The sequence below is a fragment of the Paenibacillus sp. JMULE4 genome (assembly GCF_013337105.1).
GTDB classification, from domain to species: domain Bacteria; phylum Bacillota; class Bacilli; order Paenibacillales; family NBRC-103111; genus Paenibacillus_G; species Paenibacillus_G naphthalenovorans.
In genome coordinates this window covers 1-25,421 of sequence record NZ_SGWF01000014.1, presented here as the reverse complement: position 1 = coordinate 25,421, position 25,421 = coordinate 1, and the positions used below count along the sequence as shown (strand labels likewise).

Below are 25,421 nucleotides of genomic sequence, written 5' to 3'. Positions count from 1 at the left end.
GAGAAACGGACATGGAGCATTTAGAGCGTCTAGTTAATCCGAGAGTCAAGGACATTCAAATATCCGGCATCCGCAAAATATCCAATCTGGTGGCGACCTATAAGGATGCGATCACACTCACGATCGGCCAGCCCGATTTTCCGACGCCGGAGCATATTTTGCGGTCTGCCGAGCAAGCTATTACAGACCACCGGACCACTTATACCCCTAATCCGGGTATTCTGGAGCTGAGACAGGCAGCCAGCGCTTTTATCGAGAAAAAGTACGGGTTAACGTACGGTGCGGCGGATGAAGTCATTATAACTACGGGCGCAAGTCAAGCGCTCGATATTACGCTGCGTACGATTCTGGACGAAGGCAGCGAGGTGATTCTGCCCGGACCGATTTATCCGGGATATGAGCCATTGGTTCGCCTGTGCGGGGGCGTTCCCGTATACGTGGATACACGGGCCAACGGCTTCAAGCTGACGGCGGAGCTGCTGGAGCCGCATATCACCGGGAAGACGAGATGCATCATCTTGTGCTATCCGTCCAATCCTACAGGTCGCGTCCTGTCGGAAACGGAGCTGTCGGAGATGGCGCGGCTGCTTGCGCAGCGGGATATTTTCGTCATATCCGATGAAATCTACAGCGAGCTGATTTACGACGCGCCTCATCGGTCGATTGCCGCTTTGCCGGGCATGCGGGACAAAACGATCGTGATCAACGGATTGTCCAAATCGCATTCGATGACCGGCTGGCGGATCGGCTTCACGCTGGCGCCCGCTTATTTGTCGCAGCACATGGTCAAAGTGCATCAATATAATGTCACCTGCGCCAGTTCGATCAGCCAGTATGCCGCGGTAGAGGCGTTGACCTCGGGAATGGACGATGCGCAGCCGATGAAAGAAGAATACCGGAAGCGGCGCGATTATGTGTATGACCGGCTGATTGGCATGGGGTTTGAGCTGGACAGACCGGAGGGAGCTTTTTATTTATTTCCTTCCATCGAGCGGTTCGGGTTGTCATCCATGGACTTCACAATGAAGCTGCTGGAAGAGCAGCGAGTGGCTGTTGTACCCGGCAATGCCTTTTCCATTTATGGCGAAGGATATGTCCGTATTTCCTATGCATACAGCATGGAAGTATTGGAGCAGGGGATGGAACGGCTGGAAAAGTTCGTTAAGCAGCAAGGCAGATAAAAATGAACATCATTTAACAATGTTGATAAGAAGCCCCGCGATACACTGAAAGAGTGTTGTTGCTGGGTATTTTTTTGATATAATTGAAGATGATAATCATTTTCATAAGAATCAAGCCATTCTGACTGTCAAGGAGTGAAGCCTTTGAGACCTGTACAACCTGTTCGTAAGTCTTCTCTGCATTATATGGGGACAGAGGAGTTTAAACTGGACAGTCTGCAAAGCATAGAGCTGTCTGCCGATCATGTATCAATTTTCGGCTTCGTCATGCAGGAAAGCTTGAAGGTGACTCTGGAATCGGAGAGCAGACGCCGGTCAGGCAAAGTGTGGAGCGGGGAATTATTTTTCATTCCTCCGCACTGCCAGTGTACGATTGAGAATCGGGGAGCTGCGGCCTCCCAAGTCATCATAATCCGGTTTGAATGGGATTGGAGCCGCTTATCCATACCGGCGCCATCGGCCCGACCTTTCAGGCCTTCGGATGAATTTCACTTATACAGCTTTAGGATGCCGCAAATCCGCCATTGGATTCAAGATTTCATGAGTGACTGCGGTGACGATGAGCCGGTGCTGTTCTACCAGCTGCAATCGCATTTATACGCGATGGTTTCCTCATTGATGACCTATATTCAAAAGCCGGGGGCAGTGGATGACGTTCTGACCGATTACGTGGAACAGACCAAACGGTATATGCTTGAACACTATAATACGCCGATGGACATTGAAGAGATCGCCCGTCTGTCCGGGGTAAGCCCCAATCGATTTTATCAGTCTTTCAGGAGGCATACAGGGCTCACCCCGCACAAATTCATGACCACGATCCGATTGAATGCCTCGCTATGCCTGCTGGCAAATACGCCGTCATCGGTCATGGAAGTGGCGCACTCCGTCGGATATTCCGATGAATTATACTTTAGCAGGGTGTTTAAAAAGCATATGGGGATGTCGCCGACGGAATATGCCGCGTGCGCCAAAATACGCATTGCCAATTTATCTCCGGTATTTCAGGGCGACTTATCCGTTCTTGGTATTACACCGAAGCTAACGTTAAGAAGAGGCTGGTCGGATCACCCGGAGAAATATTTGCACCAAATCGAAAGCTGCAGGCCTGAGCTTATTTTTTGCTCTCCCGTACCGGAAGATTTGTACCGGAGATTATGCAAAATCGCCCCGGTCGTCATGCTTCATTGGAAAGGGATGTCCTGGAAGGAGCGGCTGCTGAAAATTAGCGGGATTCTGGGTCTGTCAACCGTTGCCGAGCGGTGGCTGGCTTATTTTGATATGAAGGTGGAAAACGCAAAATTTCATATTCGCCGGCAGTTGGGGGACGAACCCTTTTTATTGGTCGGCTCGTTCGAGGAACAGTTTCGCGTGTTTGGTATGCAGCACAAAAAAATGAGAGATCTGTTTTACGACGAGCTGCAGGTTACGCCGCCTGCCCAGGCCAATAAGGTCAACTTTCATGAAGTCATGACGCTTGGCGAGGTGGCGTCGCTGGATTGCAATAATGTCCTGTTTCTGGTGCCGTCCACGGCTTCAGACGATTACTGTGCAAAGCTGGAGGAAGAATGGCGGCGGCTTAAACGGAACGGGAAGAAGAAGCACTGTCTTTTTATACGTTATGTTGAACCCTTGTTGTACAATCCTTCCATGCACGAAAGCTTGCTTGATCAAACCGTTAATCAACTGCTGCTAACCTCGGGGAAATGAGGAAAATCCATACTCCAAATAAGAAATATCCATTCATGTTGAGGAGAATTTATGTAAAATGGAAAAAGTGATAATCATTATCACTTGTAATCATCGATTGCATACGTGCTTGTTATGATGCTTTTATAGGGAGGGCAGCGAAAAATTGCAATAGGCAGCCGTTCCATGATGACGGTGACCGCTCAGCATCATTTTTTTTGGGGTCAAATTGAGAATGATTATCTTTATTGATTTTAAAGCGCGTAATCCTAATTTATCGAGTAAGGAACCGTTATGAAAAAAAGATACTTACTGCTCGCTCTCGTCGTCTTATCCGTCACATCCGTATTTATCGGGGTTAAGAACATCTCGATCCTGGATATATTCCATTTATCCGAGGACCAAGCCCACATCCTGATGGACAGCAGGCTGCCCCGGTTAATAAGTATTATTATCGCAGGTGCCAGCATGAGCATCATTGGTCTGATCATGCAGCAGCTGACTCAAAACAAATTCGTATCCCCGACGACAGCCGGAACGATGGACGCGGCCCGATTAGGCATACTGGTGTCCATGCTGATTTTTTCTTCAGCCACTCCTTTGCAAAAGATGCTTGTCGCTTTTGTTTTTGCGCTGCTCGGAACGCTGATGTTCATGAAAATTTTAGACAAAGTGAAGATGAAGGATACGATATTCATCCCTCTTGTTGGCCTTATGTTTGGAAATATTTTGGGCTCGATCACTACGTTTTTTGCCTATAAGCATGATCTCATTCAAAGTATTTCCACATGGCTTCACGGGGATTTTTCCATGATGATGACGGGGCGCTATGAGCTGTTGTATATCAGTGTTCCGTTGGTGGTCATCGCTTATTTGTTCGCCAACCGGTTTACGATTGCGGGGATGGGTGAGGAATTTTCCGTCAATTTGGGACTGAATTACAAACAGGTGGTATACATAGGCTTGATCATTGTAGCGGCCGTATCCTCTGTCGTGCTGCTTACGGTCGGCATGTTACCGTTCCTGGGTCTCATTATCCCTAACATCGTGACGATTTATCAGGGAGATCATCTGAAAAAAAACCTTTCTCATACCGCTTTATTGGGAGCTGTGTTTGTATTATTTTGCGACATCCTCGGCCGGGTCATTATTTATCCGTATGAAATTTCCATAGGCCTTACGGTCGGCGTGATCGGAAGCGGTATTTTTCTTTATTTACTCATGAGGAGAAAGGCACATGGCTTATAGAGGCAAGCTTGGTTTTCTGGCAATGGCTGCGGTCCTGTTAGTAATCCTGTATTTATTCATCGATGCCGGATCCAATTGGGATTATGTCCTTCCCCGAAGGCTCAAAAAGATTCTTGCGATTATGCTGACCGGCGCTGCCATCGCTTTTTCTACGGTGGTATTTCAAACGATCACCAACAACCGGATATTGACGCCTTCTATGATCGGGTTGGATTCGTTATATCTGTTGGTTCAAACTTCTGTGGTTTATTTGTTCGGCGCGACGACGCTCACGATGATGAACAGCAACGTTCAATTCCTCATCTCGGTCGGGGCGATGATCCTGTTTGCGGGAGTCTTGTATAAATTTCTGTTCAGAAAAGAAGGGCAGCACATCTATTTTTTGCTGCTGGTCGGGTTTATATTCGGGACGCTATTTTCGAACCTTTCGTCATTCATGGAAATGCTCATCGATCCCAATGAGTTTATGGTGGTGCAGGACCGGATGTTTGCCAGCTTCAATAATATCAATACGGATCTTCTTTTGATCTCGTTCCTGGTGGTCTTGGCGACAGCCGTTTATTTTATGAAATATGCCAAGTTCCTGGATGTACTGTCGCTGGGCAAAGAGCATGCCGTCAATTTGGGGATTCCCTACGATCTGGTTGTCAAAAGACTGCTGATCATCGTAGCCGTGCTGATCTCCATTTCGACTGCTTTAGTCGGCCCGATCACATTCCTGGGCTTGCTGGTTGTGAATATCGTCCATCAATTTATACAAACGTACAGGCATACCTATCTGATTTCAGGCTCCATTCTCGTTAGCGTGATTGCCTTGGCAGGAGGTCAATTGATTGTCGAGAGGGTATTCACCTTCTCTACGACGTTAAGCGTGATTATCAATTTCATAGGCGGCGTTTACTTTATTTATCTTCTATTGAAGGAGAATAAGTCGTGGTAGAAGTAAGGGAAGTATCTAAACAATACGGCAATAAATCGGTGGTCGACGATGTTTGTATCAGCATCCCCAAAGGGAGGATCACTTCTTTAATCGGACCTAACGGAGCGGGAAAAAGCACGGTCTTGTCCATGATCAGCCGTCTGATTCCGAAGGATCGCGGAGAAATTTTCATTGACGGTCAGGAAATCGGCCGCTGGAAGAGCGGCGAGCTCGCCAAGAAAATATCGATCTTGAAACAATCCAACCATATCAATATCCGTTTGACGATCAGAGAATTGGTTTCATTCGGACGCTTCCCCTATTCCCAAGGAAAGCTGTCCAAGGAGGATCTGGAGTATGTCGATGAGGCGATCCGTTATATGGAGCTGGAGGATATACAGCATAAATATCTTAATCAATTAAGCGGCGGGCAAAGGCAAAGGGCGTTTATTGCGATGGTCATCGCCCAAAATACAGAATATATCCTTTTGGATGAACCGCTGAACAATCTGGATATGAAGCATTCCGTTCAAATTATGAAAGTGTTGAGAAGAATGGTAGACGAACTGGGCAAAACCATTGTTCTGGTCATCCATGACATCAATTTTGCCTCCTGCTATTCCGACTACATCGTCGCTCTTAAAGACGGGAAGGTCGTTAAAGTGGGAGATACGGATGACATCATCCATCCGTCGGTATTGAAAGAAGTCTATGACATGGATATTCACATAGAGGATATCAACCAGAATAAAATTTGTGTTTATTTTGCTTAATCGATCCGGTATTTTTCAGGCATTATTTTGGTGGTATTCATCATGAGTCCCATGTTGAAGCATCATCAATGTAATTCATAAAACCATTTGTTTAGGAGAGTGACATGAATGAGTAAAAAGCTTTCTTTGATTTTCTTGACCGTGCTGCTGGCCGTTGTTTTTACCGCGTGCGGTACGACGGGCGGCGGAACGACCGATACGGCTGCAAACCTTTCTAACGGCAGCTCCAATGGAGCCCCGGCACCGAAGGTTGATGAAGAATTGACGATCAAGCACCAGCTGGGCGAAACCAAGGTCAAGAAAAATCCTCAGAAAGTCGTTGTTTTTGACTTTGGCACTTTAGATACTTTAGACAAGCTGGGGGTTCAAGTGACAGGCGTACCTCAAGCGAACATTCCTCCTTATCTGTCCAAATATCAGGATGCAAAATATGTGAATGTAGGCAGTTTGAAAGAGCCTGACTTTGAAAAAATCAATCAGATTGGTCCGGACTTAATTATCATTTCCGGCAGACAATCCGAGGCTTATCAAGAGCTGTCGAAGATTGGTCCAACGATTTTTGCAGGCGTGGATAATGCCAAATATATGGAGTCCTTCAAGCAAAATATGACGTTGCTGGGATCGATTTTCGATAAAGCCTCCGCTGTCGAGGAAGAGCTTGCCAAAATTGACGCTACGATCAATAATGTCAAGGAAAAAGCAACGGCAAGCGGTAAAAACGGTTTAATCGTTTTGGTTACCGGCGGGAAAGTCAGCGCTTATGGACCGGGTTCCCGGTTTGGTCTTATTCATGATGTGCTCGGGTTTGCTCCTGTGGAGAAAAATATTGAAGTTTCCACTCACGGCCAAAGCATTTCCTTCGAATTTATCGTTGAAAAAAATCCGGACTACCTGTTTGTGATTGACCGGGATGCCGCTGTCGGCAACGAATCGCCGGCCAAGCAGGTGATTGAAAATGAGCTGGTGAAAAAGACCAAAGCTTACCAAAACGGAACGATCGTTTATCTGGATCCTAACTATTGGTATCTTTCCGGCGGCGGGTTAATATCGGTAGCGGAAATGGCTAAAGAAGTGGAAGCTGGCTTAAAATAAGGAAAAAAACCGAGAGGGGCGTGGCCCTTCTCGGTTTTTCCTTATTTTAACGATTCGATTTCCAGGTCAGGTAACGAGTCATGAGGCCGATAGCCAGATCGATCGAGCGTTCATCAGGCTCGATCTTGGCATGATGCAGGCCGTATGGCGTGCCCACGCCCAGCCAAAACATGAAGCCGGGAATGGATTCCAGAAAATAACCGAAATCTTCACCGGTCATGGCTTCTTTACACTCGATAAGGTCGATGTGATAAGACTGCTGCGTTTCGCGTACCCACTGCATAAACTCGCTGGTGATCTTTTCCTCGTTGTACACCTGCAGGTAATTGGAGCCGTAGTCGATATGAGCCTGACAGGCAAATGCCGTTTCCAACCCATGGACTAAGGCTTCGATGCGGGACTTGACCAGGGTCATCGTGTCCGCCGACAGCGTACGGATGGTTCCTTCCAGACGCGCCTTCTCGGCGATAATGTTCTGCTTCGTGCCGCCGTCGATTTTGCCGATGGTGATTACCGCTGAATCCAACGGATTCACGTTTCGTGCGATGACCGTCTGTAGTTGACCCACCAGCTGGCAGGCGGCGATCACCATGTCGTTGGCGTTGTGCGGAAACGCCGCATGGCCTCCTTTGCCGGTCAAATCGATGAACAGCTCGGAGGTGTTGGCGAACAGAATGCCGGGCTTTGTGGCAATCGTTCCCACCGGATATTCGGGTGCAATATGCAGAGCGAAAATTTCATCCGGCATCCAATCCTTCAGCTCCTCGCTTTCGAGCATCGGTTTGGCGCCGCCGGGACCCTCTTCAGCCGGCTGGAAGATAAACGTCAGATGGTCTTGGCCGGGGTGGCTTGCAAAATGCGTCAGGATACCGAGTCCGATTGCCATGTGCAGATCATGACCGCAGGCGTGCATGTAGCCGGGGTGCTTGGAACGGAAATCGTAGCCGGTATCCTCCTGGATCGGCAGGCCGTCCATATCTGCCCGGTAGCCGAGCCTTTTTTGCGGCTGCGTGCCCCGGACATTGACCAGGACGCCTGTCTTCCACGTGCGGATTTCAATATGTTCCTGCGGAAGGGTGGAGATATAGTCAAGCAAGTACTGCTGCGTCTTGAATTCTTGAAAGCCCGTTTCGGGAATCTGATGCAGGTCGCGGCGCAGTTTCACATAACGGCTTGGAGTGGCAGTGACGCTCACGGTGGGTTAACCTCCTTTACTTTGGCGGACCTTGACAAAGGCTGATACTAATAGAAAGACCCGGCGTCGCGACGCCGAGCCTGAATTCGACCGATTTACAGATTGCGCAAATCCTTCAAAATTTCGGTTTTGGACTTCGTTTTGTCGTCCACCTTTTTGATGACGCGGGCTGGCGTACCGGCAACGACGCTGTATTCCGGAACGTCTTCTACGACGACGGCGCCTGCGGCAACAACCGAGCCTTTGCCTACGCGCACGCCTTCGAGAATAACGGCATTGGCGCCGACCAGCACGTCATCCTCGATGACAACCGGCTGCGCAGAAGGCGGCTCGATGACGCCGGCAAGGACGGCGCCTGCGCCGATGTGGCACATGCTGCCGATTTTCACGCGGCCGCCGATGACGGCGCCCATGTCGATCATCGTGCCTGCGCCGATGGAAGCTCCGATGTTGATCACAGCGCCCATCATGATGATGGCGTTATCGCCGATGCCGACCATATCGCGGATCACGGCGCCCGGCTCGATGCGGGCATTGATGCCCTTCAAGTCCAGCAGCGGTACAGCCGAGTTGCGGCGGTCGTTCTCGACCACATAATCCTCGATTTTGGAGGAATTCGCATCAAGCACGCTTTGAATCTCCGCCCAGTCTCCGAAGATGACGCCGGTTTTGCCTGTAATAAACGTTTGAACGTTTTCGCCAAAGGAAATCGACTCGAGGTCGCCTTTCAAGTATACTTTAACCGGGGTCTTTTTCTTGCTCGTTTTAATAAGATTAATAACTTCTTCTGTATTCATTTCAATCGACATAGCTACATTTCCAACTCCTCTATGTATAGTACCGTGAACGATGGGCGATATCCGTCACCAAAGTTCGGGTTGATAGTGAACTACATCTTTTATAGCATAAAATGACCGCTTCCCGCAATCTTTAGGGAATGCTTCGGAACGAAGATTCGCGGTCTATTGACAAGCGATGTCGAACGTGGGATAATTCTTTTTAACTGAATAGCACCTTTAATTTCAGTCCCGTGAGGCTGGCAAGGTGAACGATGAATATGAACGGTCTATCCGGAGCGTGCTGCGGCAGATAAATTCGGGTGAAGTATACCCGCATCCGGAGGCTGAGTTCTGTTCTTGTGCATATACCTTGCCTTATCGGCAAGGTTTTTTTCGTCTCACGACCGATTTCAAAAAGCTCAGGTGGAGGAGGTTGCCCTGCAGATGCAGCAGACCGAGCATGTGCTAATGGATGAGACCGCCATTCGGCGGGCGTTGACGCGGATCGCTCACGAGATTTTGGAAAGAAACAAAGGCTTCGAGAACTGCATGCTCATCGGGATTCGAACGCGCGGAATACACTTGGCTGCCAGAGTGGCTGAGCGAATTCGTGAAATCGAGGGCGTTCCCGTTCCCGTTGGCGAGGTCGACGTGACCAGGTACCGGGATGACCGGAGCAAAGCGGCGGGCGGCGGTGAGGATGCCGCGGCGGCGGAGTCGGTTCCGGATCAACTGGAGATTCGTAATAAAAAGCTGATTTTGTTTGATGATGTACTATATACGGGCCGGACCGTCAGAGCAGCGATGGATGCGCTGATGGATCTGGGCCGGCCGCAAATGATTCAGCTTGCGGTGCTGGTGGACCGCGGACACAGGGAGCTTCCGATTCGGCCGGACTATGTCGGCAAGAACATCCCCACCTCCCGGCTGGAGAACATCGATGTGGAGCTGAAGGAAGTGGATGGAATCGATCAAGTCGTAATTACGGGGCAGAGGGGGCCAAAAGAATGACACTGCAGGTACACACGCATAAGCATCTTCTCGGCACTAAGGGGCTAAGCGCTGCGGAGCTCACGTCCATTTTGGACCGGGCGGCCTACTGGGAGGAGTACCCGGTGAAGGTATCGAACCATCTGCAGGGACGCTTTGTAGCCAATATGTTTTTTGAGAACAGCACGAGAACGCGCTTCTCCTTTGAAGTAGCGGAAAAACGGCTTGGAGCCGAAGTGCTGAATTTCACGGCCGCCGTCTCCAGCGTGCAAAAAGGCGAGTCGATATACGATACGGTGCGGACCCTGGAGTCGATGGGGATCGACGCGGGCGTGATCCGGATGAAGCCGAACGGCCTTCTTGCCGAGCTGGCACAGAAAATTAAAGTGCCTCTGATCAATGCCGGTGACGGCAATAACGAGCATCCGACGCAGGCTCTGCTCGACCTGTACACGATACGCAAACATTTTGGCCACATCAGCGGGCTTCATGTAGCGATTATCGGAGACATTCGGCACAGCCGGGTGGCGCGCTCGAACCTGTGGGCGCTCCGGACGCTCGGGGCCAGAGTAAGCTTCTGCGCTCCTGCAGAAATGCAGGCCGCCGAATTGGCGGAATATGCGCCTTACACCACGATCGAGGAAGCGCTGAAGGCCGATGTTGTCATGATGCTCAGAGTACAGCTGGAACGGCATGAAGGCTCTCTGTTCCGATCGGCTGAAGAATACCGCGCCGCTTACGGGCTGACTGTGGAGCGGGCGGCCAAGCTGGCGCCGCATGCGATCATCATGCACCCCGCTCCGGTGAATCGGAACGTAGAAATCGACGACGAACTGGTCGAATGCGATAAATCGAAAATCTTCACGCAAATGAGCCACGGCGTACCGATTCGGATGGCTGTGATCGAGCGGGCTTTAAGTTGAAAATACACGATGCGGAGGTACCGATGGGAATCTGGATTCTGAACGCTGCAGTATTGAATGGCGGCAATGAACTGGCGGCAAAGCATGTTCTTGTGGAAGGAAATCAAATTGAGCGCATCATAGAAGCAGGTACGGCGCCTGACACCTCAGGGCATACGGTCATCGACGCGCAAGGCAAGTTTCTCGCGCCCGGGCTGATCGACATGCACGTGCATTTGCGTGAACCGGGCTTTGAGTATAAAGAAACGATTGCGACAGGAACGCGTTCGGCGGCGCGGGGCGGTTTTACGACCATTGCCTGCATGCCGAATACGCGGCCGGTGACCGACACGGTGGAAACGCTGAAATACGTGCTGAACAAGGCTGAAACCGAAGGGGTTGTGCGCGTACTGCCTTATGCCTGCATCACGAAAAATGAGCTGGGCCGTGAGCTGACGGATTTCGAAGCGCTGAAAGCGGCTGGCGCGATCGGCTTCACCGACGACGGGGTCGGGGTACAAAGCGCTCAGATGATGAAGGACGCCATGGCCAAAGCGGCTTCGATCGGAATGCCGATCATCGCGCATTGCGAGGACAACACCCTGGTGGAGGGAGCGGCCGTAAGCGAGGGAGCGTTCGCTCGCAAGCACGGGCTGAAGGGCATTCCGAACGAATCGGAAGCCATTCATGTGGGCCGCGATATTCTTCTGGCCGAAGCGACAGGGGTTCATTACCACGTATGCCATGTGAGCACGGAGCAATCCGTTCGCTTGATCCGTCAAGCCAAGCAGATCGGCATCAAAGTAACGGCGGAGGTTTGTCCGCACCATCTGCTGCTCTCCGACGAAGACATTCCGGACAGCATGGACGCCAATTGGAAGATGAATCCTCCGCTGCGTACGCCTCGTGACGTGCGGGCTTGTATCGAGGGCCTCGTGGACGGTACGATCGATATCGTGGTAACCGACCACGCTCCGCACAGCGAAGAAGAAAAGGCGCGCGGGCTGCAGCTGGCGCCGTTCGGTATCGTCGGCTTTGAAACAGCCTTTCCGCTTCTTTATACGAAGTTCGTAGCGACAGGCGAATGGACGCTGCAGTTCCTGGTGGACAAGATGACCAGGCTTCCGGCGGAAGTGTTCGGACTGCCTTGGGGCATATTGGAGGCCGGCCGGACGGCGGACCTGACGCTGATCGATTTGGAGACGGAGAAGGAAGTGAACCCTGCGGAATTTGAATCCAAGGGCCGCAACACCCCGTTTACCGGCTGGAAGCTTAAGGGCTGGCCGGCGATGACCATGGTGGAAGGCAAAGTGGTTTGGTCGGAGTGAGGTTTATGGGTTTACAAGTACTTACGAACACAGCAGAATGAAGGAGTTGACCAGACATGCAGGCTAGATTGTTGTTGGAAGACGGTACGCTGTTTACCGGTAAAGCATTCGGAAGCACCGGCGACTCGGTAGGCGAGGTCGTTTTTAATACAGGGATTACAGGATATCAAGAGGTTCTTTCCGATCCGTCCTATTGCGGACAGATCGTGACGATGACCTATCCGCTGATCGGCAACTACGGCATTACGCGGGACGATTTTGAATCGATTCGCCCGTATGTTCATGGATTTGTCGTCCGTGAGCATGAGGCAGTGCCGAGCAACTGGAGAGCGGAATATACGATCGACAGCCTGCTTAAGGAATACGGCATTCCCGGAATCAGCGGCATCGATACGCGGATGCTGACCCGCCGTATCCGTCATCATGGCGCAATGAAGGGCATTTTGACGACATCCAACAAGCGTGTGGAAGAGCTGCTGGAGCAGTTGAAAGCTGCACCGTTGATGACCGATCAGGTATCCCGCGTGTCCACCAAAAGCGTGTACAGCGCACCGGGGACGAAAGAACGTATCGTGCTTGTAGACTTCGGTTCGAAGAGCGGCATTCTGCGCGATCTGACCAAGCGCGGCTGCGATGTGGTCGTGGTGCCGCAGGACACGACAGCCGATCAAATCCGCCGCCTCGCGCCGGACGGCATTATGCTGTCCAACGGCCCCGGAAATCCGAAGGATGTACCGCATGCCGTCCAGATGATTTCCGAGCTGATCGGACAGTTTCCGATTTTCGGCATCTGTCTGGGTCATCAGCTCATCGCGCTGGCCAGCGGAGCCGACACCGAAAAGCTCAAGTTCGGGCATCGCGGCGGGAACCATCCGGTTAAGGATTTGAAGTCCGGCCGGTGCTACATTACTTCACAAAACCATGGATATACGGTAAAGGAAGATTCCATCAGCGGTACGGACCTGGAAGTGACGCATATCAACAACAACGACCGTACGATCGAAGGCCTGCGTCATAAAAAGCATCCGGTCTTCTCCGTGCAGTATCATCCGGAGGCGGCTCCCGGACCGCTTGACTCCAGCTATCTGTTCGACGATTTTCTGGACATGATCCGTGAACATAAGAAGAACCATCCGCCGGTACCGCGCCAGGCGCAAATTGCAGCGGCTTATCAGGCGGGCGGCGCCAAATCCGCTTCCGCATCGAAAGGAGAACTGCACTATGCCGAGAAATAATGACCTCAAGAAAATACTTGTGATCGGCTCCGGGCCGATCGTGATCGGACAAGCGGCCGAGTTCGACTATGCCGGTACGCAGGCTTGTCAGGCGCTGAAAGAAGAGGGCTATGAAGTTGTCCTTATCAACAGTAACCCGGCCACCATCATGACCGACACCAACATGGCCGACAAAGTATATATCGAACCCATTACGCTTGATTTTGTCACTCAAATCATTCGTCAGGAGCGGCCGGACGGCCTGCTGCCGACGCTGGGCGGCCAAACGGGCCTCAACATGGCTGTGGAGCTGGCGCGCGCAGGCGTGCTGGAGCGCGAGAACGTAAAGCTGCTCGGAACGCAGCTGACGGCCATCGAGAAGGCCGAGGACCGCGACTTGTTCCGTGATCTGATGCGCGAGCTGGAACAGCCGGTGCCGGACAGCACGATTGTTACGACCGTGGAGGAAGCCGTTGATTTCGCGAACGATATCGGCTATCCGATCATCGTACGTCCGGCCTACACGCTAGGCGGTACGGGCGGCGGAATTTGCGCGAACGAGGAGGAACTCGTCGAGACGGTATCCTCCGGCATTCGCTACAGCCCGATCGGCCAATGTCTGATTGAGAAAAGCATCGCGGGCATGAAAGAAGTGGAGTATGAAGTCATGCGTGATGCGAACGACAACTGTATCGTCGTATGCAACATGGAGAACTTCGACCCGGTAGGCGTACATACCGGCGACAGCATCGTCGTGGCGCCGAGCCAAACGCTCTCCGACCGCGAGTACCAAATGCTCCGCTCGGCATCGCTAAAAATCATCCGCGCCCTGAACATCGAAGGCGGATGCAACGTACAGTTTGCGCTTGACCCGCACAGCTATCAATACTATGTGATCGAAGTCAATCCCCGGGTTAGCCGCTCGTCCGCGCTTGCGTCCAAAGCGACCGGCTATCCGATTGCCAAAATGGCGGCCAAAATTGCCGTGGGCTACACGCTGGACGAAATCGTGAACCCGGTAACGGGACAAACCTATGCTTGCTTTGAGCCGACGCTCGACTATATCGTATCCAAAATCCCCCGCTGGCCGTTCGATAAGTTCACGTCGGCCAACCGGAAGCTCGGTACGCAGATGAAAGCTACGGGTGAGGTTATGGCGATTGGCCGGACGTTCGAAGAATCGATTCATAAAGCGATCCGTTCCCTGGAAATCGGCGTACACCGCCTTTATTTGAAGGACACCGACAAGCTGGATAAAGAGGTGCTGGATCAGCGCCTGGCGAAGCCCGACGATGAGCGTATCTTCCTGATCGCGGAGGCGCTGCGCCGCGGCTACACCGTACAGCAGCTGCATGATCTTACGAAGGTGGACTGGTGGTTCCTGCACAAGCTGGAAGGCTTGATCCAATTCGAAGCCGAGCTGCTGCAGCCTGAGCTTTCGGAAGAGCTGCTGCGCGAAGCGAAGCGCAAAGGCTTTACGGACCGCGCGATCGCGGAGATCAGAAGCCAGGCGGACCAAGGACTGAATCTGACGAAGGAAGCGGACGTTCGCGCTTACCGTCTCGGCCTGAATATCAAGCCGGTATACAAGATGGTGGATACGTGCGCGGCCGAGTTCGAAGCGACGACACCTTACTACTACTCGACCTACGAAACGGAAGACGAAGTGAAAGAGACGACGAAGCAAAAGGTCGTCGTTCTGGGCTCCGGTCCTATCCGGATCGGCCAAGGCATCGAGTTCGACTACTCGACCGTGCATGCCGTATGGGCGATCCAGAAAGCAGGCTATGAAGCGGTCATCATTAACAACAATCCCGAAACCGTATCGACGGACTTTAATACCTCCGACCGTCTGTATTTTGAGCCGTTGTTCTTTGAAGACGTGATGAACGTGATCGAGCGCGAGCAGCCGATCGGCGTGATCGTTCAGTTCGGCGGTCAAACCGCGATTAACCTGGCTGCTCCGCTGGCCAAAGCCGGCGTGCGCATTCTGGGTACCGATCTGGAAAGCATCGATGCGGCGGAAGACCGCAAAAAGTTCGAGGCGCTTCTGCGCTCGCTGGAGATCGCGCAGCCTCCCGGCGGTACGGTAACCTCCGTCGACCAGGCGGTGGGCATGGCATCGAAATTCGGTTATCCGGTGCTCGTGCGCCCGTCCTATGTGCTTGGCGGCCGTGCAATGGAAATCGTGTACTCCGACGAAGAGCTGCTGAGCTATATGGAATATGCGGTTAAAATCAATCCGGAGCATCCGGTTCTGATCGACCGGTACATGCTCGGCAAAGAAGTAGAAGTCGACGCGATCTGCGACAAAGAAACCGTACTGATTCCAGGCATCATGGAGCATGTCGAAAGAGCGGGCGTTCACTCGGGCGACTCGATTGCGGTATATCCTCCGCAGACGGTTTCCGAGGAGCTGAAGCAAAAAATTATCGAGATCACCACCAAGATTGCCAGAGGCTTAAACGTTGTCGGGCTTGTCAATATTCAGTTCGTCATCTATCAAGGCGAAGTCTATGTGATCGAGGTTAACCCGCGTTCCTCGAGGACGGTGCCGTTCTTGAGCAAAGTAACGAATATTCCGATGGCCAACGTGGCGACTCGCGTCATCATGGGCGAGAAGCTGGCCGATATGGGCTATCAAACCGGATTGTGGCCGGAGGATGATTATGTATCGGTGAAGGTACCGGTGTTCTCCTTTGCCAAGCTGCGCCGCGTAGACACGACGCTAGGACCGGAAATGAAATCGACCGGTGAAGTGATGGGCCGTGACAAAACGTTCGCCAAAGCCCTGTATAAAGGCTTGATCGGCTCCGGCATGAAGGTTCCGCCGACCGGCGCGATTATTGCGACGATCGCCGATAAGGATAAAGAAGAAGCAACGGCCATCCTCCGCTCCTTCGAACGGCTCGGCTATCGGATTGTGGCTACGGGCGGAACCGCGAAGGCGCTTGAGGCGGTCGGGCTGAAGGTGACCCGTGTGAACAAGCTGAGCGAAGGCTCGCCGAACATTCTGGATCTGATTCGTAACGGGGAAGCGCACTTTGTGGTCAACACGCTGACCAAAGGCAAAACGCCGGAGCGCGACGGATTCCGTATCCGCCGCGAGGCGGTAGAGAACGGCGTGGTGTGTATGACGTCGCTTGATACGGTAAGCGCGCTGCTGCATGTGCTGGAGTCCATCTACTTCCAATCCACGGCTATGCCGGTGTCTCAAGCCTGACACCATCCGGAATTAGCACAGTGTCCCGCTGACTGCGGGGATGCTGTGCTAATCCCTTGATTGGGCTAAAAAACAGCTTCATTCTTGAACAGGAGGCGGGGAACATGGCGTTTGACAAGAATAAGGCAGAGCGAATCATGGTTGCGCTCGATTATGCCCATGCCCAACAGGCGGAAGCGCTGGTGAGCTCGCTTGCCGGCATTCCTTGCTATATGAAGGTGGGCATGCAGCTATTTTACAGCGCAGGCCCTTCCTTTGTCCAAAAGCTCAAGGATCAAGGCTACCATGTGTTTTTGGACCTCAAGATGCACGATATTCCAAATACGGTCAAGGGCGGCGCGGAAAGCATTACGAGGCTCGGTGTGGACATGTTCAACGTGCATGCGGCAGGCGGCAGGACCATGATGGAAGCGGCGTTGGAAGGGGTAGACAAAGGGCTTCAAGCGGGCAACAGACCCGCAGTAATCGCGGTGACTCAATTGACGAGCACAAGCCTTGCGGTGATGAATGAGGAGATCGGTATCGCAGGTACGGTGGAGGATGCCGTCCTGCGTTATGCCAAGCTGGCCCGGACGGCCGGCTTGAACGGAGTCGTGGCTTCCCCGTTGGAAGTGGTTCGGATCAAAGAGACATGCGGACCCGATTTTATGACCGTTACTCCCGGAATCCGTCCTGCAGGCGCGGATATCGGAGATCAGTCTCGTGTGATGACGCCTGCAGAGGCCTTTGCGCAAGGAACGGATTTCATCGTTATCGGTCGCCCGATCACAGCGTCGCCGGACCCTAGAGGAGCGCTGGAAGCGATTCTGGCCTCCGTATAGGGAGAAGTCCGACCATATAAAGAACAAATGGAGAGGAATGATCTAAGCGTGCAACCCATTCGTACAAACCATGAGCTGGCAGAACGTATTGCTTCGGACCTGCTTGCGATCGGAGCCGTAGCGCTCCGTCCGAATCAGCCGTTCACCTGGACATCGGGACTGAAATCTCCGATCTATTGCGACAACCGCCTGACGATTTCTTACCCTGAAATTCGCGAGCGGATTGCAGAAGGATTCGTTTCGCTGATCCGCGACAACTTCCCGGATGTGGAAGTCATTGCAGGAGCGGCGACCGGAGGAATTCCTCACGCCGCTTGGGTGGCCCAGAAGCTGAATCTGCCGATGGTTTATGTCCGCGATAAGGCCAAGGGGCATGGCAAGGAAAATCTGATCGAAGGCTCCATTAAGCCGGGTCAAAAAACAGTCGTCATTGAGGATTTGATTTCCACGGGCGGCAGCTCGCTGAAAGTGGCGCTGGCCATGAACGACGCCGGGGCACAGGCGCTTGGCGTGCTTGGCATTTTCTCCTACCAATTCGACAAGGCAAAAGAAGCCTTCGAAGGTGCCGGCATTCCTTTTGAAACACTGACGAATTATACGACGCTGCTGGACGTTGCGCTGAAGGCGGGCAGCATCCGGGAGCAGGACCTGCAGGCGCTTAAAGCATGGCGGAGCAATCCTGCGGAATACGGGAAATAAGCATAAAACTCCAGGTGACCCAGCTGTTTTAAGCCCTTATTAGTGTAGTGGACATTGAAAAATACCTGGGCAGCGAGCTGACGTCGGTATATAACCGGCGTCAGCTTGTTTAGTATGTGCGCAGCATGGGCGTCATCTTTACGGTGTCAGGTATGGGGGGTTACCTCCAGGACAACAATCGATTTCTCACCCATGCCATGCAGAACAGCAGCCAGGGAACGATCACGAACATAGTCAAAACAGAAAGGGTTACGGACGTGGCTATCGCATGCGTCAATTCCTGAAAATTGGGTGCTACCCACATGCTCAACAAAACTAACAGAAAGCCTAACGGGAACACAAGCGGTCGATAATCGGACAGGTTCATCCATTGGGAGGTGACAAGAACGGCCACATAAAAAAATACACAGATTTTCACAAACGCGCCCAACACCCAAATGGCCATGTACAGCGATTCCAAATGGGTGAGAAACTCGGCCAGGTCAATGTACCTCGCAAGGATCAGAAAGGGATAAGTAAAACTGCCTGTTAAATCCCCCAGAAGGAGCAGGGTCGACAGATTGGACACAACCAGTGTCAGTATGATTATTAAAAAGGTAATCGAGATGCTTGTTTTCGCCTTTCTTTGATCAGCTACATAAGGAAGAAAAAACGATACAGTGATCAATTCGGCAAACCAGGTTTGCAGGACGAAAGCCCCCTCGATCGAAGGCCTGATCCCTTCTCCCATGATCGGAAACATGTTTGAAAAACGCAGATCAGGAATGATCGGAACAATGATGAGTAAAAAAAAGGCGATAAAAACGGGAAGCAAGAGCTCGGAAAACCTTCCCACAATTTCCACGCCTCCGCGTACGGTTATGGCACATACCAGAACCATGCTGCCCGACACCACGATGAGCGGGGTGTTGAGCAGGAATGCGCTGACCACGAATTCGCCGTATTCCCGTACGATAATTCCGTTGAGATACAAATAAAAGAACGAGAACAGGATCCCTATGATTTTTCCGAGGAACCGGGTGACGATGCGTTCGCTTGCTTGGCTAATATTTAGGCCGGGATACATGTTATGGAGCCGCAGCGCGACATAAACGGCAATCAACCCGCTAAAAGCCCATATCGGGGAAATCCACAGATCCTGTTTCGCAAATTTGTACGTAATCGTGGGGGCGGTGAGAATCGCGGTAGGGGTGGTGGCCAAATACATCATCATTCCCAATTGTAAGGGGGAAATTCTCGTTTTTTCGGGCATCCTTCTCATCCGCTCCTTTCCATAGTCCATTTCTCTACAACGTTTACCAGCGGTTTGTACATGGCGTCAATGCATTGTGTGGGCCCTGGCGTTTCCGGATAGAAAACGAGCAAACAAGCCAGAATTCCTCCCAAAACGGTTAGTGCGGCAAAGGCGGTTTTTTCTTTTTTCATTTGCCTTTTCATCCTTGGCCATTCATACAGGGTCATACAAACCAAAACCGCTGCGATTCCCAAGACCTTCACCCATTCCATTTTTTCTCACTCCTGTTTCGACTTGAAAATGTTTTTGCCTGTCATTCCCGGTCTGTATATTTTAGGCTCCGTCTCCAGCATGACTTTCAGATTTGGGTAGATGTCGTCCCAGCGATTCTTGTTTCGATTCCATTCTTTTGGATAATTGCGGTAAAAAGCATCGGCAAAACCGAATATGTCGGCTTTCATTTCTTTCTGCGCTTGTGTCAGGGCCATGTGCACACGATGCTCAATACCGGTCGCCAATTCGGTTTCCAGCTCTTTGATATACTTTGGATCGGCAAGATCCAGGCCCGTTGTATTTTCAATGATGTCGTCCTGGGTGTCAATTCGGACGGTGATGCTCCAGTCGTCCCCATGAATATGCGGAACCAATTCCGTATGGCTCCTCAGCAGTTGGAAGGAAACATAGCCTTTGGCGTTTTTCGGGGAAATGGTCGTGGTAGCCCTTTTTATTTCGTTTCTCAGCCACAAGATCCCCCGGGTTGTGCTGTCGTTCATACGCCCGACCATTTTCCCGTTTTTTAATATGCCCGTTCCATTCAGAAACGGGAACGCCTCCTGCATTCCTTGTTTCGGTTTGATTTCCACCAATGGAATGACGGCCGCCCTGGCTCTGCCGGCCATCATTTGCATCAGATCTTTCATCGTGATATTCAGTCCGATTCGCGACTCGGCCATTGACCGCAGCCCTTTGGCAATTGAGCGTTCAATAGGGGGGTCAAGCTGCAGCACATCTTTCGCCGACCCTTTGCTGATGAATACTTGTATGCGTTCCCTCGGAGAGGGGTGACGCGTAAAAAATTCCATCGGTTCGGCAAGTCCTTCTTTCGCCAATCTTTCCCCAATAATGAGCACCTCGGCCTGCCCCCAAAACACTTTGCGGGTGAGCACTTGCTGCAATTGGGCAACCGAAGCCGCCATGGTCAGTCCTTTCACCGATCGTACGATCGACAGTCCGGTCCCCCCGCTATCGGCGGAGAACCCTCTCATCTGTTGAGAAGATGAAGGTGACGTAAGATATATTTTGACAGACAGCTCCAATTGGCGATCTTCCGTCCAATCCAAACCGACAGCTGTAATGATCGCCAAATTGTTCACTTCCGTACGGTCCCAACAGCCGGAAAGCCATAGTGCATGAATAGAAAGGAAAAAGAGGACAAAAACGCTTTTTCGTTTTGTTGTACGCATGAAAATCCCCTTCCGATTATCCCTCTTCATCCCCTTTGGCTGGATTTGGCCGTTGCCCGGGGGGCTGCCGATATTCGTTCCATTCTCCGGTCAAGTGCTGGCGCGTGTTCATCATCCAACGCGGAGCCCGCCAAAGGACATCTTTTAAATCGCGACCTTTAAACGGAGCCAGAGGCGACAAATAAGGCACCCCAAAAGAACGAAGAGTGAGAAGATGATTCAAAATGACAATCACCCCCAGGATCACACCAAGGACTCCCAGGAACCCTGCAAGGAACATCATGGGGAAACGAAGCAGCCTGACGGCAATTCCAACGGTGAACCGGGGAGCCATAAATGAAGCGATCCCCGTGATGGCCACAACCATCACCATCGGAGCGGAGACGATTCCGGCTGCAATAGCCGCTTGACCGATGACAAGCGCCCCGACAATGCTGACGGCTGTACCGATCTGCTTGGGGAGTCTGGCGCCGGCCTCCCGCAGCGCTTCAAACATGGATTCCATCAGCAAGGCCTCCGCAATAGCGGGAAACGGTACTTGTTCACGCGATTTCACCATGGTTAACAGAAGGGAGGGCGGAATCATTTCCTGGTGAAACGTAATGACGGCGACGTAAATGGATGGCCCCAGCAAAGAGATGGAAAAAAACAAATAACGCAGCCAACGGATCGCCGTACCCACAACGTATCGCTCATAATAATCTTCAGGTGATTGCAGCATGGATAAAAACGTCACCGGAGCGACCAGCACACTGGGGGTTCCGTCGACCAAGACGGCGACATGCCCTTCCAGCAAGTAGGCGCTTGCCACATCAGGCCGTTCCGTCGAAAGAAGCTGAGGGAAAGGGGAATAAGGATTGTCTTCAATAAATTCCTCGATATACACGCTTGCCAACATGCCGTCGATCTCAATCCGCCGTAACCGGCTCATCATTTCCTCGACTAATGCGGGAGCTGCAATTCCCTCGATATAGGCAATGGCGATCGGCGTTACGGAATAGGTTCCGATGTTCATCGCTTTGATTTTCAAATTCGGACTTCTTACTTTCCGCCGCAGCAAAGTCGTATTGGTCCTTAGCGATTCGATGAATCCTTCTCTTGGTCCCCGTAAAACCGACTCGGCCGTAGGCTCTTCAATTGAACGTTTATCCCACTTGGACAATCCGACCGACAATCCTTGGCCTTCCCGATCCATGAGCAGGACGGGATTCCCGCCGGATATTTCTTCAATGGCATCAGCGACGGTTTTCACAGGTTTGATGGATGAGACGGCAATTTTCTTTCGAATGTTCGAAAGGGTATGCTCCAGAGGGAATTCCTGCTGGAGCGGCGCGAGTACATGCTGATCGACCTCTTCGACATGAGTAAGACCTTCGATGTAAATAAGCACGGCTTTGGTTTGATCGCCAATGAAAAAGTCGTGAAAAATGACGTCGGAACAATTCGCATAAATGCTCTGAAGCAGTTGAAGGTTTTCGTCCAGATGTTCGGAAAATCCGGTTTGGGTTTTCGGATCTTTGTCTTGCAATCCGGCATTTGCAGACTGTTGCCGATCAGAACGCAGCAGACGATTCAAGAACGTTTTTTTTTCTACGGCGGCATGAATAACATACATGTTATTTGAGCCATTGGTTTTCTAAATTTTTAAGATAATTTTGTGGATCGCGTTTAAACCGTTTGCGCATAACACTATCGCTCAACCGGTTATTCCATTTTTCTTTCTGTTTCTTGTAGCTTGTGTAGTCGACCATCCTTAAACGGGCGATTAGGTTTTCCTGTTTAAGTCCATCATCAACGAGCACAACCATCTCACCATTCCGTAAGATGTATTCGTTCCAGTTGCGTAGCCCGGTCATCCGACGGTGTCGTGTCTTCGTAGCTCGGAAGAAGCGTTCCAGATCGTTGTTCGTTCTTGGCACATGATAATGATCGTAGCAAGTGAAGAGTCCCTTCCAGAATCCCTTGCTGTAACTAAGGAGATTGTTAACCATTTCCAGATCATTCTCTTCGGTATAGGAAAGCCGAACCCAATCCAACAGCTTTGTCATTTCCCATTCAACTGTCTTGCTTGTCTTATCCATGCTGGGTTCAAGGATTTCTGCAATGTGACGGATTGGCTTCATCCAGCGAGCGACTTTCTCGTATTGTTGCTGAAGGGAATCGACTTTACTAAATATTCTGAAAACGTTTTGAAGTAGGGTGGCCCCCTTTTTTATCCAAGCATTTTTGAAGGGACGCTTGAATGGCTTGGGCCTGTTCATAGATACGCATACCGGGTAAATCTAATGGAGGATTTCCGTCTTCCAAGAGCAATGCACGTACGGCAGCAACGTAACCCTTCGCGATGCTTGCTTCTTGTGAATCCGACTGTTCGATTTTCCGCTCGACTTCACGAATGCCGCGCATGCTTTTCTTGAGCTCGGTCTTTAACTTTCGATCGACATCAACAACCGGTTTCGCGATGTCTTTTAAATAATGGTACTGGCAATATTGATAAGGCACATCGGGCAAAAGCGTCTCCATCGCTAGACGAATGGATTGCTGTCCATCACTAACAATACCGACGATCGGATAGCCTTGCTCGATGATCGGTTGGATGAGCGTTTGTAACTCGGCAGATGAACCACTTTTCATGTTTTTTGCTATTAAGACAGTACCGCTGAATACTTCACGAATTACATAAAGTGTCTCATTGCCTTTCTCTGGCTGGACGCCATCCATAGACAAGATAATACCGCCGTTTTGTTCTGTGACTTCAGCCAGCACTTTCTTCGTATGTTCAGTAAGACTAGCAGCAAGCAATGTTTGATACCGTTCATACAGATTTTGTGCGCTCCGTTCGGATGTCTGAACACCTCTCGCGTTCAATTCATCCGCAATCTCCTTGCGGGTCATATGCCGTTTGAAGCGAAGTTCACCAACTAGGCAAACAACGTCGAAGCCGTAAGGAGAATGCTTCATGCTTATTGCTTCTGCTTCCGCCGATTTGTAGTATACACCTGGCTTCGGGCAATCTGGATTTTCGCAATGGTAGGCCATGCTCCAAACGTGAACGACTTCTTTCAATGTGGCGATTTTCTTATTCCATGCTGTATGTGAACGACGTAATTTCTGTTGGCAGTGAGGACAATTCTTATGTTCAGGTCTAAAGTATATTCTCCGTTGTGGACGCAGACGGTTTTTGGAAAGCAATGCGGGTCAACTCCTTTGGAAATTTTGACCGTAATTACTTCGACAAACCGTTAGGAAGATCCTGTTAGTTATTCATGCCGCCGTAGTTTAAAAATAAGGAGCATGGTGATGAAATGAACCTATACAATGGTTTTTATCTGGTTGAAATACCGATTCCGGTTCCCTTAAAAACAGTGAATTGTTACCTCGCGGAGTCCCCGCTGGGCTGGCATCTGATCGATACGGGCTTTCATACGGAAGAAGCCAAATCGGCTTGGAAAACCGCGCTTCGTCAACTCCATATTGCCCCGCGGGATATCGTTGAGATTGTACTGACGCATTTTCATCCGGATCATATGGGATTGGCGGGTTGGCTGCAGGAATATACGGGAGCGCCCGTCAAAATCTCGGCGGAAGGCCAAAGGATGGTCCAGCATTTATGGATTCAAAAGCAGGAATCGGAACGCTTTACTGACTATGCCCTGAGACACGGCATGCGAACGGAAGAGCGGAAAAAGATTTATGATTATTTAGAACAATTCACTAAATATGTAAGTCCTTTTCCTGAGTTTACGACCTTTGAAGAAGGGGCCACGTTTCAGTGGTGCAATGAGGAATATACAGCGATACACACGCCGGGACATGCGGACGGCCATATGATTTTTTATTCCGCCCGGAGCAAAACGGTATTGGCGGGGGATTTGCTTTTGCCTAAAATCACGCCTAATGTGGGCTATTTCCCCGGATTTAACGCGAATCCATTGAAGGCGTTTATCCACTCCTTGCATAAGATTCAATCTTATCCGATGGATACGGTGCTCCCTGGACACCGGTATATTTTTAATAACGGGAACCAAAGAGCCAAGGAATTGATCCGCCATCACGAAGACCGGCTACGGGAAATATTGCCGATGCTGGAACGGCCCTGCACGGCTCAAGAGGTAAGCGGCAAGCTGTTTGCCCATCTTTCCGGCAATGCGGATCCTTTGCAGCTGCTCTTTGCGCTTCAGGAAACCCTTGCCCACTTGATCTATTTAAGAGAAGAAGGCTTGGTCACCTGCGAATTGGGCCGTGACGGTGTCGTTGTATTTTCGCTTGAAAAATCCAAGATGAACCTGTTGAGTCCTATGGCATGAACCAGCGAGAAGGCAGATTAGTCCGTACGGTCGGTCGGCATCAAAAACAGAAGCAATCCGGGTATTTTACTTCTTCCCCCTATGGAATATAATGGTTGTATAGTTGACTATATAGGGGGCCCTGCCATATTATGAGTGATTATCCTTCAGTTTATCGGATTAAGCAGAAGTTTGCCCGATCGCAGCTTGGCGATTTGGAGGCGGCGGTGGAGCAAGCCGTAGACCGGCTGTTTCCGCCAGGCCAACAGTCTCCGGCTCCCGGTTCAACCATTGGAATAACGGTAGGCAGCCGGGGAATTACCAACATTGTGCCGATCCTGACCTCCATCGTTGCTCAGCTCAAAAGCAGGGAACTGCAGCCGTT

The 25,421-nt window shown here is 51.2% G+C and carries 22 protein-coding genes and 1 pseudogene; 15 read left to right on the top strand and 8 right to left on the bottom strand.

All coding sequences use genetic code 11. The features are described 5' to 3' along the window. Positions 1-11 precede the first annotated feature (11 nt). The 6 genes from EXW96_RS12980 to EXW96_RS12955 all read left to right on the top strand — a co-directional run bounded on the left by EXW96_RS12980 (position 12) and on the right by EXW96_RS12955 (position 6,902). Positions 12-1,181: an aminotransferase A gene (locus EXW96_RS12980; protein ID WP_174350704.1), complete on the top strand. Its 1,170-nt coding sequence runs from the start codon at positions 12-14 to the stop codon at positions 1,179-1,181. 144 nt (positions 1,182-1,325) lie between these two features. Beyond that, the gene (locus tag EXW96_RS12975; RefSeq protein WP_062407685.1) at positions 1,326-2,891 is read left to right on the top strand and encodes an AraC family transcriptional regulator; all 1,566 of its coding nucleotides are present in this window, start codon (positions 1,326-1,328) and stop codon (positions 2,889-2,891) included. 273 nt (positions 2,892-3,164) lie between these two features. Continuing rightward, positions 3,165-4,118, top strand: coding sequence for an ABC transporter permease (locus EXW96_RS12970; protein ID WP_062407687.1), 954 nt, complete (start codon positions 3,165-3,167; stop codon positions 4,116-4,118). After that, positions 4,108-5,058, top strand: coding sequence for an iron chelate uptake ABC transporter family permease subunit (locus tag EXW96_RS12965; protein ID WP_062407689.1), 951 nt, complete (start codon positions 4,108-4,110; stop codon positions 5,056-5,058). The genes EXW96_RS12970 and EXW96_RS12965 overlap by 11 nt, the downstream gene beginning before the upstream one ends. Then, entirely contained in the window at positions 5,052-5,810 is a 759-nt protein-coding gene (locus EXW96_RS12960) for an iron ABC transporter ATP-binding protein (RefSeq protein WP_174350703.1), read from the top strand. The genes EXW96_RS12965 and EXW96_RS12960 overlap by 7 nt, the downstream gene beginning before the upstream one ends. Positions 5,811-5,918: 108 nt before the next feature. Next, complete coding sequence (locus tag EXW96_RS12955) at positions 5,919-6,902, top strand: siderophore ABC transporter substrate-binding protein (protein WP_174350702.1); 984 nt, start codon at positions 5,919-5,921, stop codon at positions 6,900-6,902. A 46-nt stretch (positions 6,903-6,948) separates the two neighbouring features. On the opposite strand, the gene EXW96_RS12950 is transcribed toward EXW96_RS12955, so the two are convergent. Next, positions 6,949-8,097: an N-acetyldiaminopimelate deacetylase gene (locus EXW96_RS12950; protein WP_174350701.1), complete on the bottom strand. Its 1,149-nt coding sequence runs from the start codon at positions 8,095-8,097 to the stop codon at positions 6,949-6,951. Between the two features lie 95 nt (positions 8,098-8,192). After that, entirely contained in the window at positions 8,193-8,906 is a 714-nt protein-coding gene (gene dapD, locus EXW96_RS12945; RefSeq protein WP_062407693.1) for a 2,3,4,5-tetrahydropyridine-2,6-dicarboxylate N-acetyltransferase, read from the bottom strand. A 414-nt stretch (positions 8,907-9,320) separates the two neighbouring features. Between dapD and pyrR the strand changes: the two genes are divergently transcribed. The 7 genes from pyrR to pyrE all read left to right on the top strand — a co-directional run bounded on the left by pyrR (position 9,321) and on the right by pyrE (position 18,053). Next, positions 9,321-9,887 carry a bifunctional pyr operon transcriptional regulator/uracil phosphoribosyltransferase PyrR gene (gene pyrR, locus EXW96_RS12940; protein WP_054818103.1) on the top strand — a complete coding sequence of 189 codons (567 nt, stop codon included), beginning with the start codon at positions 9,321-9,323 and terminating at the stop codon, positions 9,885-9,887. Then, complete coding sequence (locus EXW96_RS12935) at positions 9,884-10,789, top strand: aspartate carbamoyltransferase catalytic subunit (protein WP_074729668.1); 906 nt, start codon at positions 9,884-9,886, stop codon at positions 10,787-10,789. The genes pyrR and EXW96_RS12935 overlap by 4 nt, the downstream gene beginning before the upstream one ends. 23 nt (positions 10,790-10,812) lie before the next feature. Beyond that, positions 10,813-12,096 (top strand): dihydroorotase, encoded by a 1,284-nt coding sequence (locus EXW96_RS12930; RefSeq protein ID WP_062407697.1) that lies wholly within the window; start codon positions 10,813-10,815, stop codon positions 12,094-12,096. Positions 12,097-12,152: 56 nt separating this feature from the next. Next, positions 12,153-13,331: a carbamoyl phosphate synthase small subunit gene (locus EXW96_RS12925; RefSeq protein WP_174350700.1), complete on the top strand. Its 1,179-nt coding sequence runs from the start codon at positions 12,153-12,155 to the stop codon at positions 13,329-13,331. After that, positions 13,318-16,533 (top strand): carbamoyl-phosphate synthase large subunit, encoded by a 3,216-nt coding sequence (gene carB, locus EXW96_RS12920; protein WP_174350699.1) that lies wholly within the window; start codon positions 13,318-13,320, stop codon positions 16,531-16,533. Before EXW96_RS12925 ends, carB begins: the two co-directional genes overlap by 14 nt. Before the next feature lie 104 nt (positions 16,534-16,637). Continuing rightward, entirely contained in the window at positions 16,638-17,354 is a 717-nt protein-coding gene (gene pyrF / locus EXW96_RS12915) for an orotidine-5'-phosphate decarboxylase (protein WP_054818084.1), read from the top strand. A 57-nt stretch (positions 17,355-17,411) separates the two neighbouring features. Next, positions 17,412-18,053, top strand: a complete 642-nt coding sequence (gene pyrE / locus EXW96_RS12910) for an orotate phosphoribosyltransferase (protein WP_269465279.1) — start codon at positions 17,412-17,414, stop codon at positions 18,051-18,053. 160 nt (positions 18,054-18,213) lie between these two features. On the opposite strand, the gene EXW96_RS12905 is transcribed toward pyrE, so the two are convergent. Genes EXW96_RS12905 through EXW96_RS12880 form a run of 6 tightly spaced genes read right to left on the bottom strand, consistent with a single transcriptional unit; the run spans position 18,214 to position 23,789 of the window. Next, positions 18,214-19,305, bottom strand: coding sequence for a GerAB/ArcD/ProY family transporter (locus EXW96_RS12905; RefSeq protein ID WP_137670515.1), 1,092 nt, complete (start codon positions 19,303-19,305; stop codon positions 18,214-18,216). A gap of 5 nt (positions 19,306-19,310) precedes the next feature. Next, entirely contained in the window at positions 19,311-19,559 is a 249-nt protein-coding gene (locus EXW96_RS12900) for a hypothetical protein (protein WP_137670516.1), read from the bottom strand. 6 nt (positions 19,560-19,565) lie between these two features. After that, positions 19,566-20,750 carry a Ger(x)C family spore germination protein gene (locus EXW96_RS12895; protein ID WP_174350698.1) on the bottom strand — a complete coding sequence of 395 codons (1,185 nt, stop codon included), beginning with the start codon at positions 20,748-20,750 and terminating at the stop codon, positions 19,566-19,568. A gap of 16 nt (positions 20,751-20,766) precedes the next feature. Continuing rightward, positions 20,767-22,365 (bottom strand): spore germination protein, encoded by a 1,599-nt coding sequence (locus tag EXW96_RS12890; RefSeq protein WP_174350697.1) that lies wholly within the window; start codon positions 22,363-22,365, stop codon positions 20,767-20,769. Between the two features lies 1 nt (position 22,366). Further along, positions 22,367-22,873, bottom strand: a complete 507-nt coding sequence (locus EXW96_RS12885) for a hypothetical protein (RefSeq protein WP_054820364.1) — start codon at positions 22,871-22,873, stop codon at positions 22,367-22,369. A 46-nt stretch (positions 22,874-22,919) separates the two neighbouring features. Next, positions 22,920-23,789, bottom strand: a complete 870-nt coding sequence (locus EXW96_RS12880) for a transposase (protein WP_254611176.1) — start codon at positions 23,787-23,789, stop codon at positions 22,920-22,922. A 266-nt stretch (positions 23,790-24,055) separates the two neighbouring features. On the opposite strand from EXW96_RS12880, the gene EXW96_RS12875 reads away from it, so the two are divergent. Together EXW96_RS12875 and EXW96_RS12870 are read left to right on the top strand one after the other, a co-directional pair. Next, positions 24,056-25,057 (top strand): MBL fold metallo-hydrolase, encoded by a 1,002-nt coding sequence (locus EXW96_RS12875; protein ID WP_174350407.1) that lies wholly within the window; start codon positions 24,056-24,058, stop codon positions 25,055-25,057. A 131-nt stretch (positions 25,058-25,188) separates the two neighbouring features. Beyond that, positions 25,189-25,421: pseudogene (locus tag EXW96_RS12870) on the top strand (hypothetical protein); the annotation flags it as partial.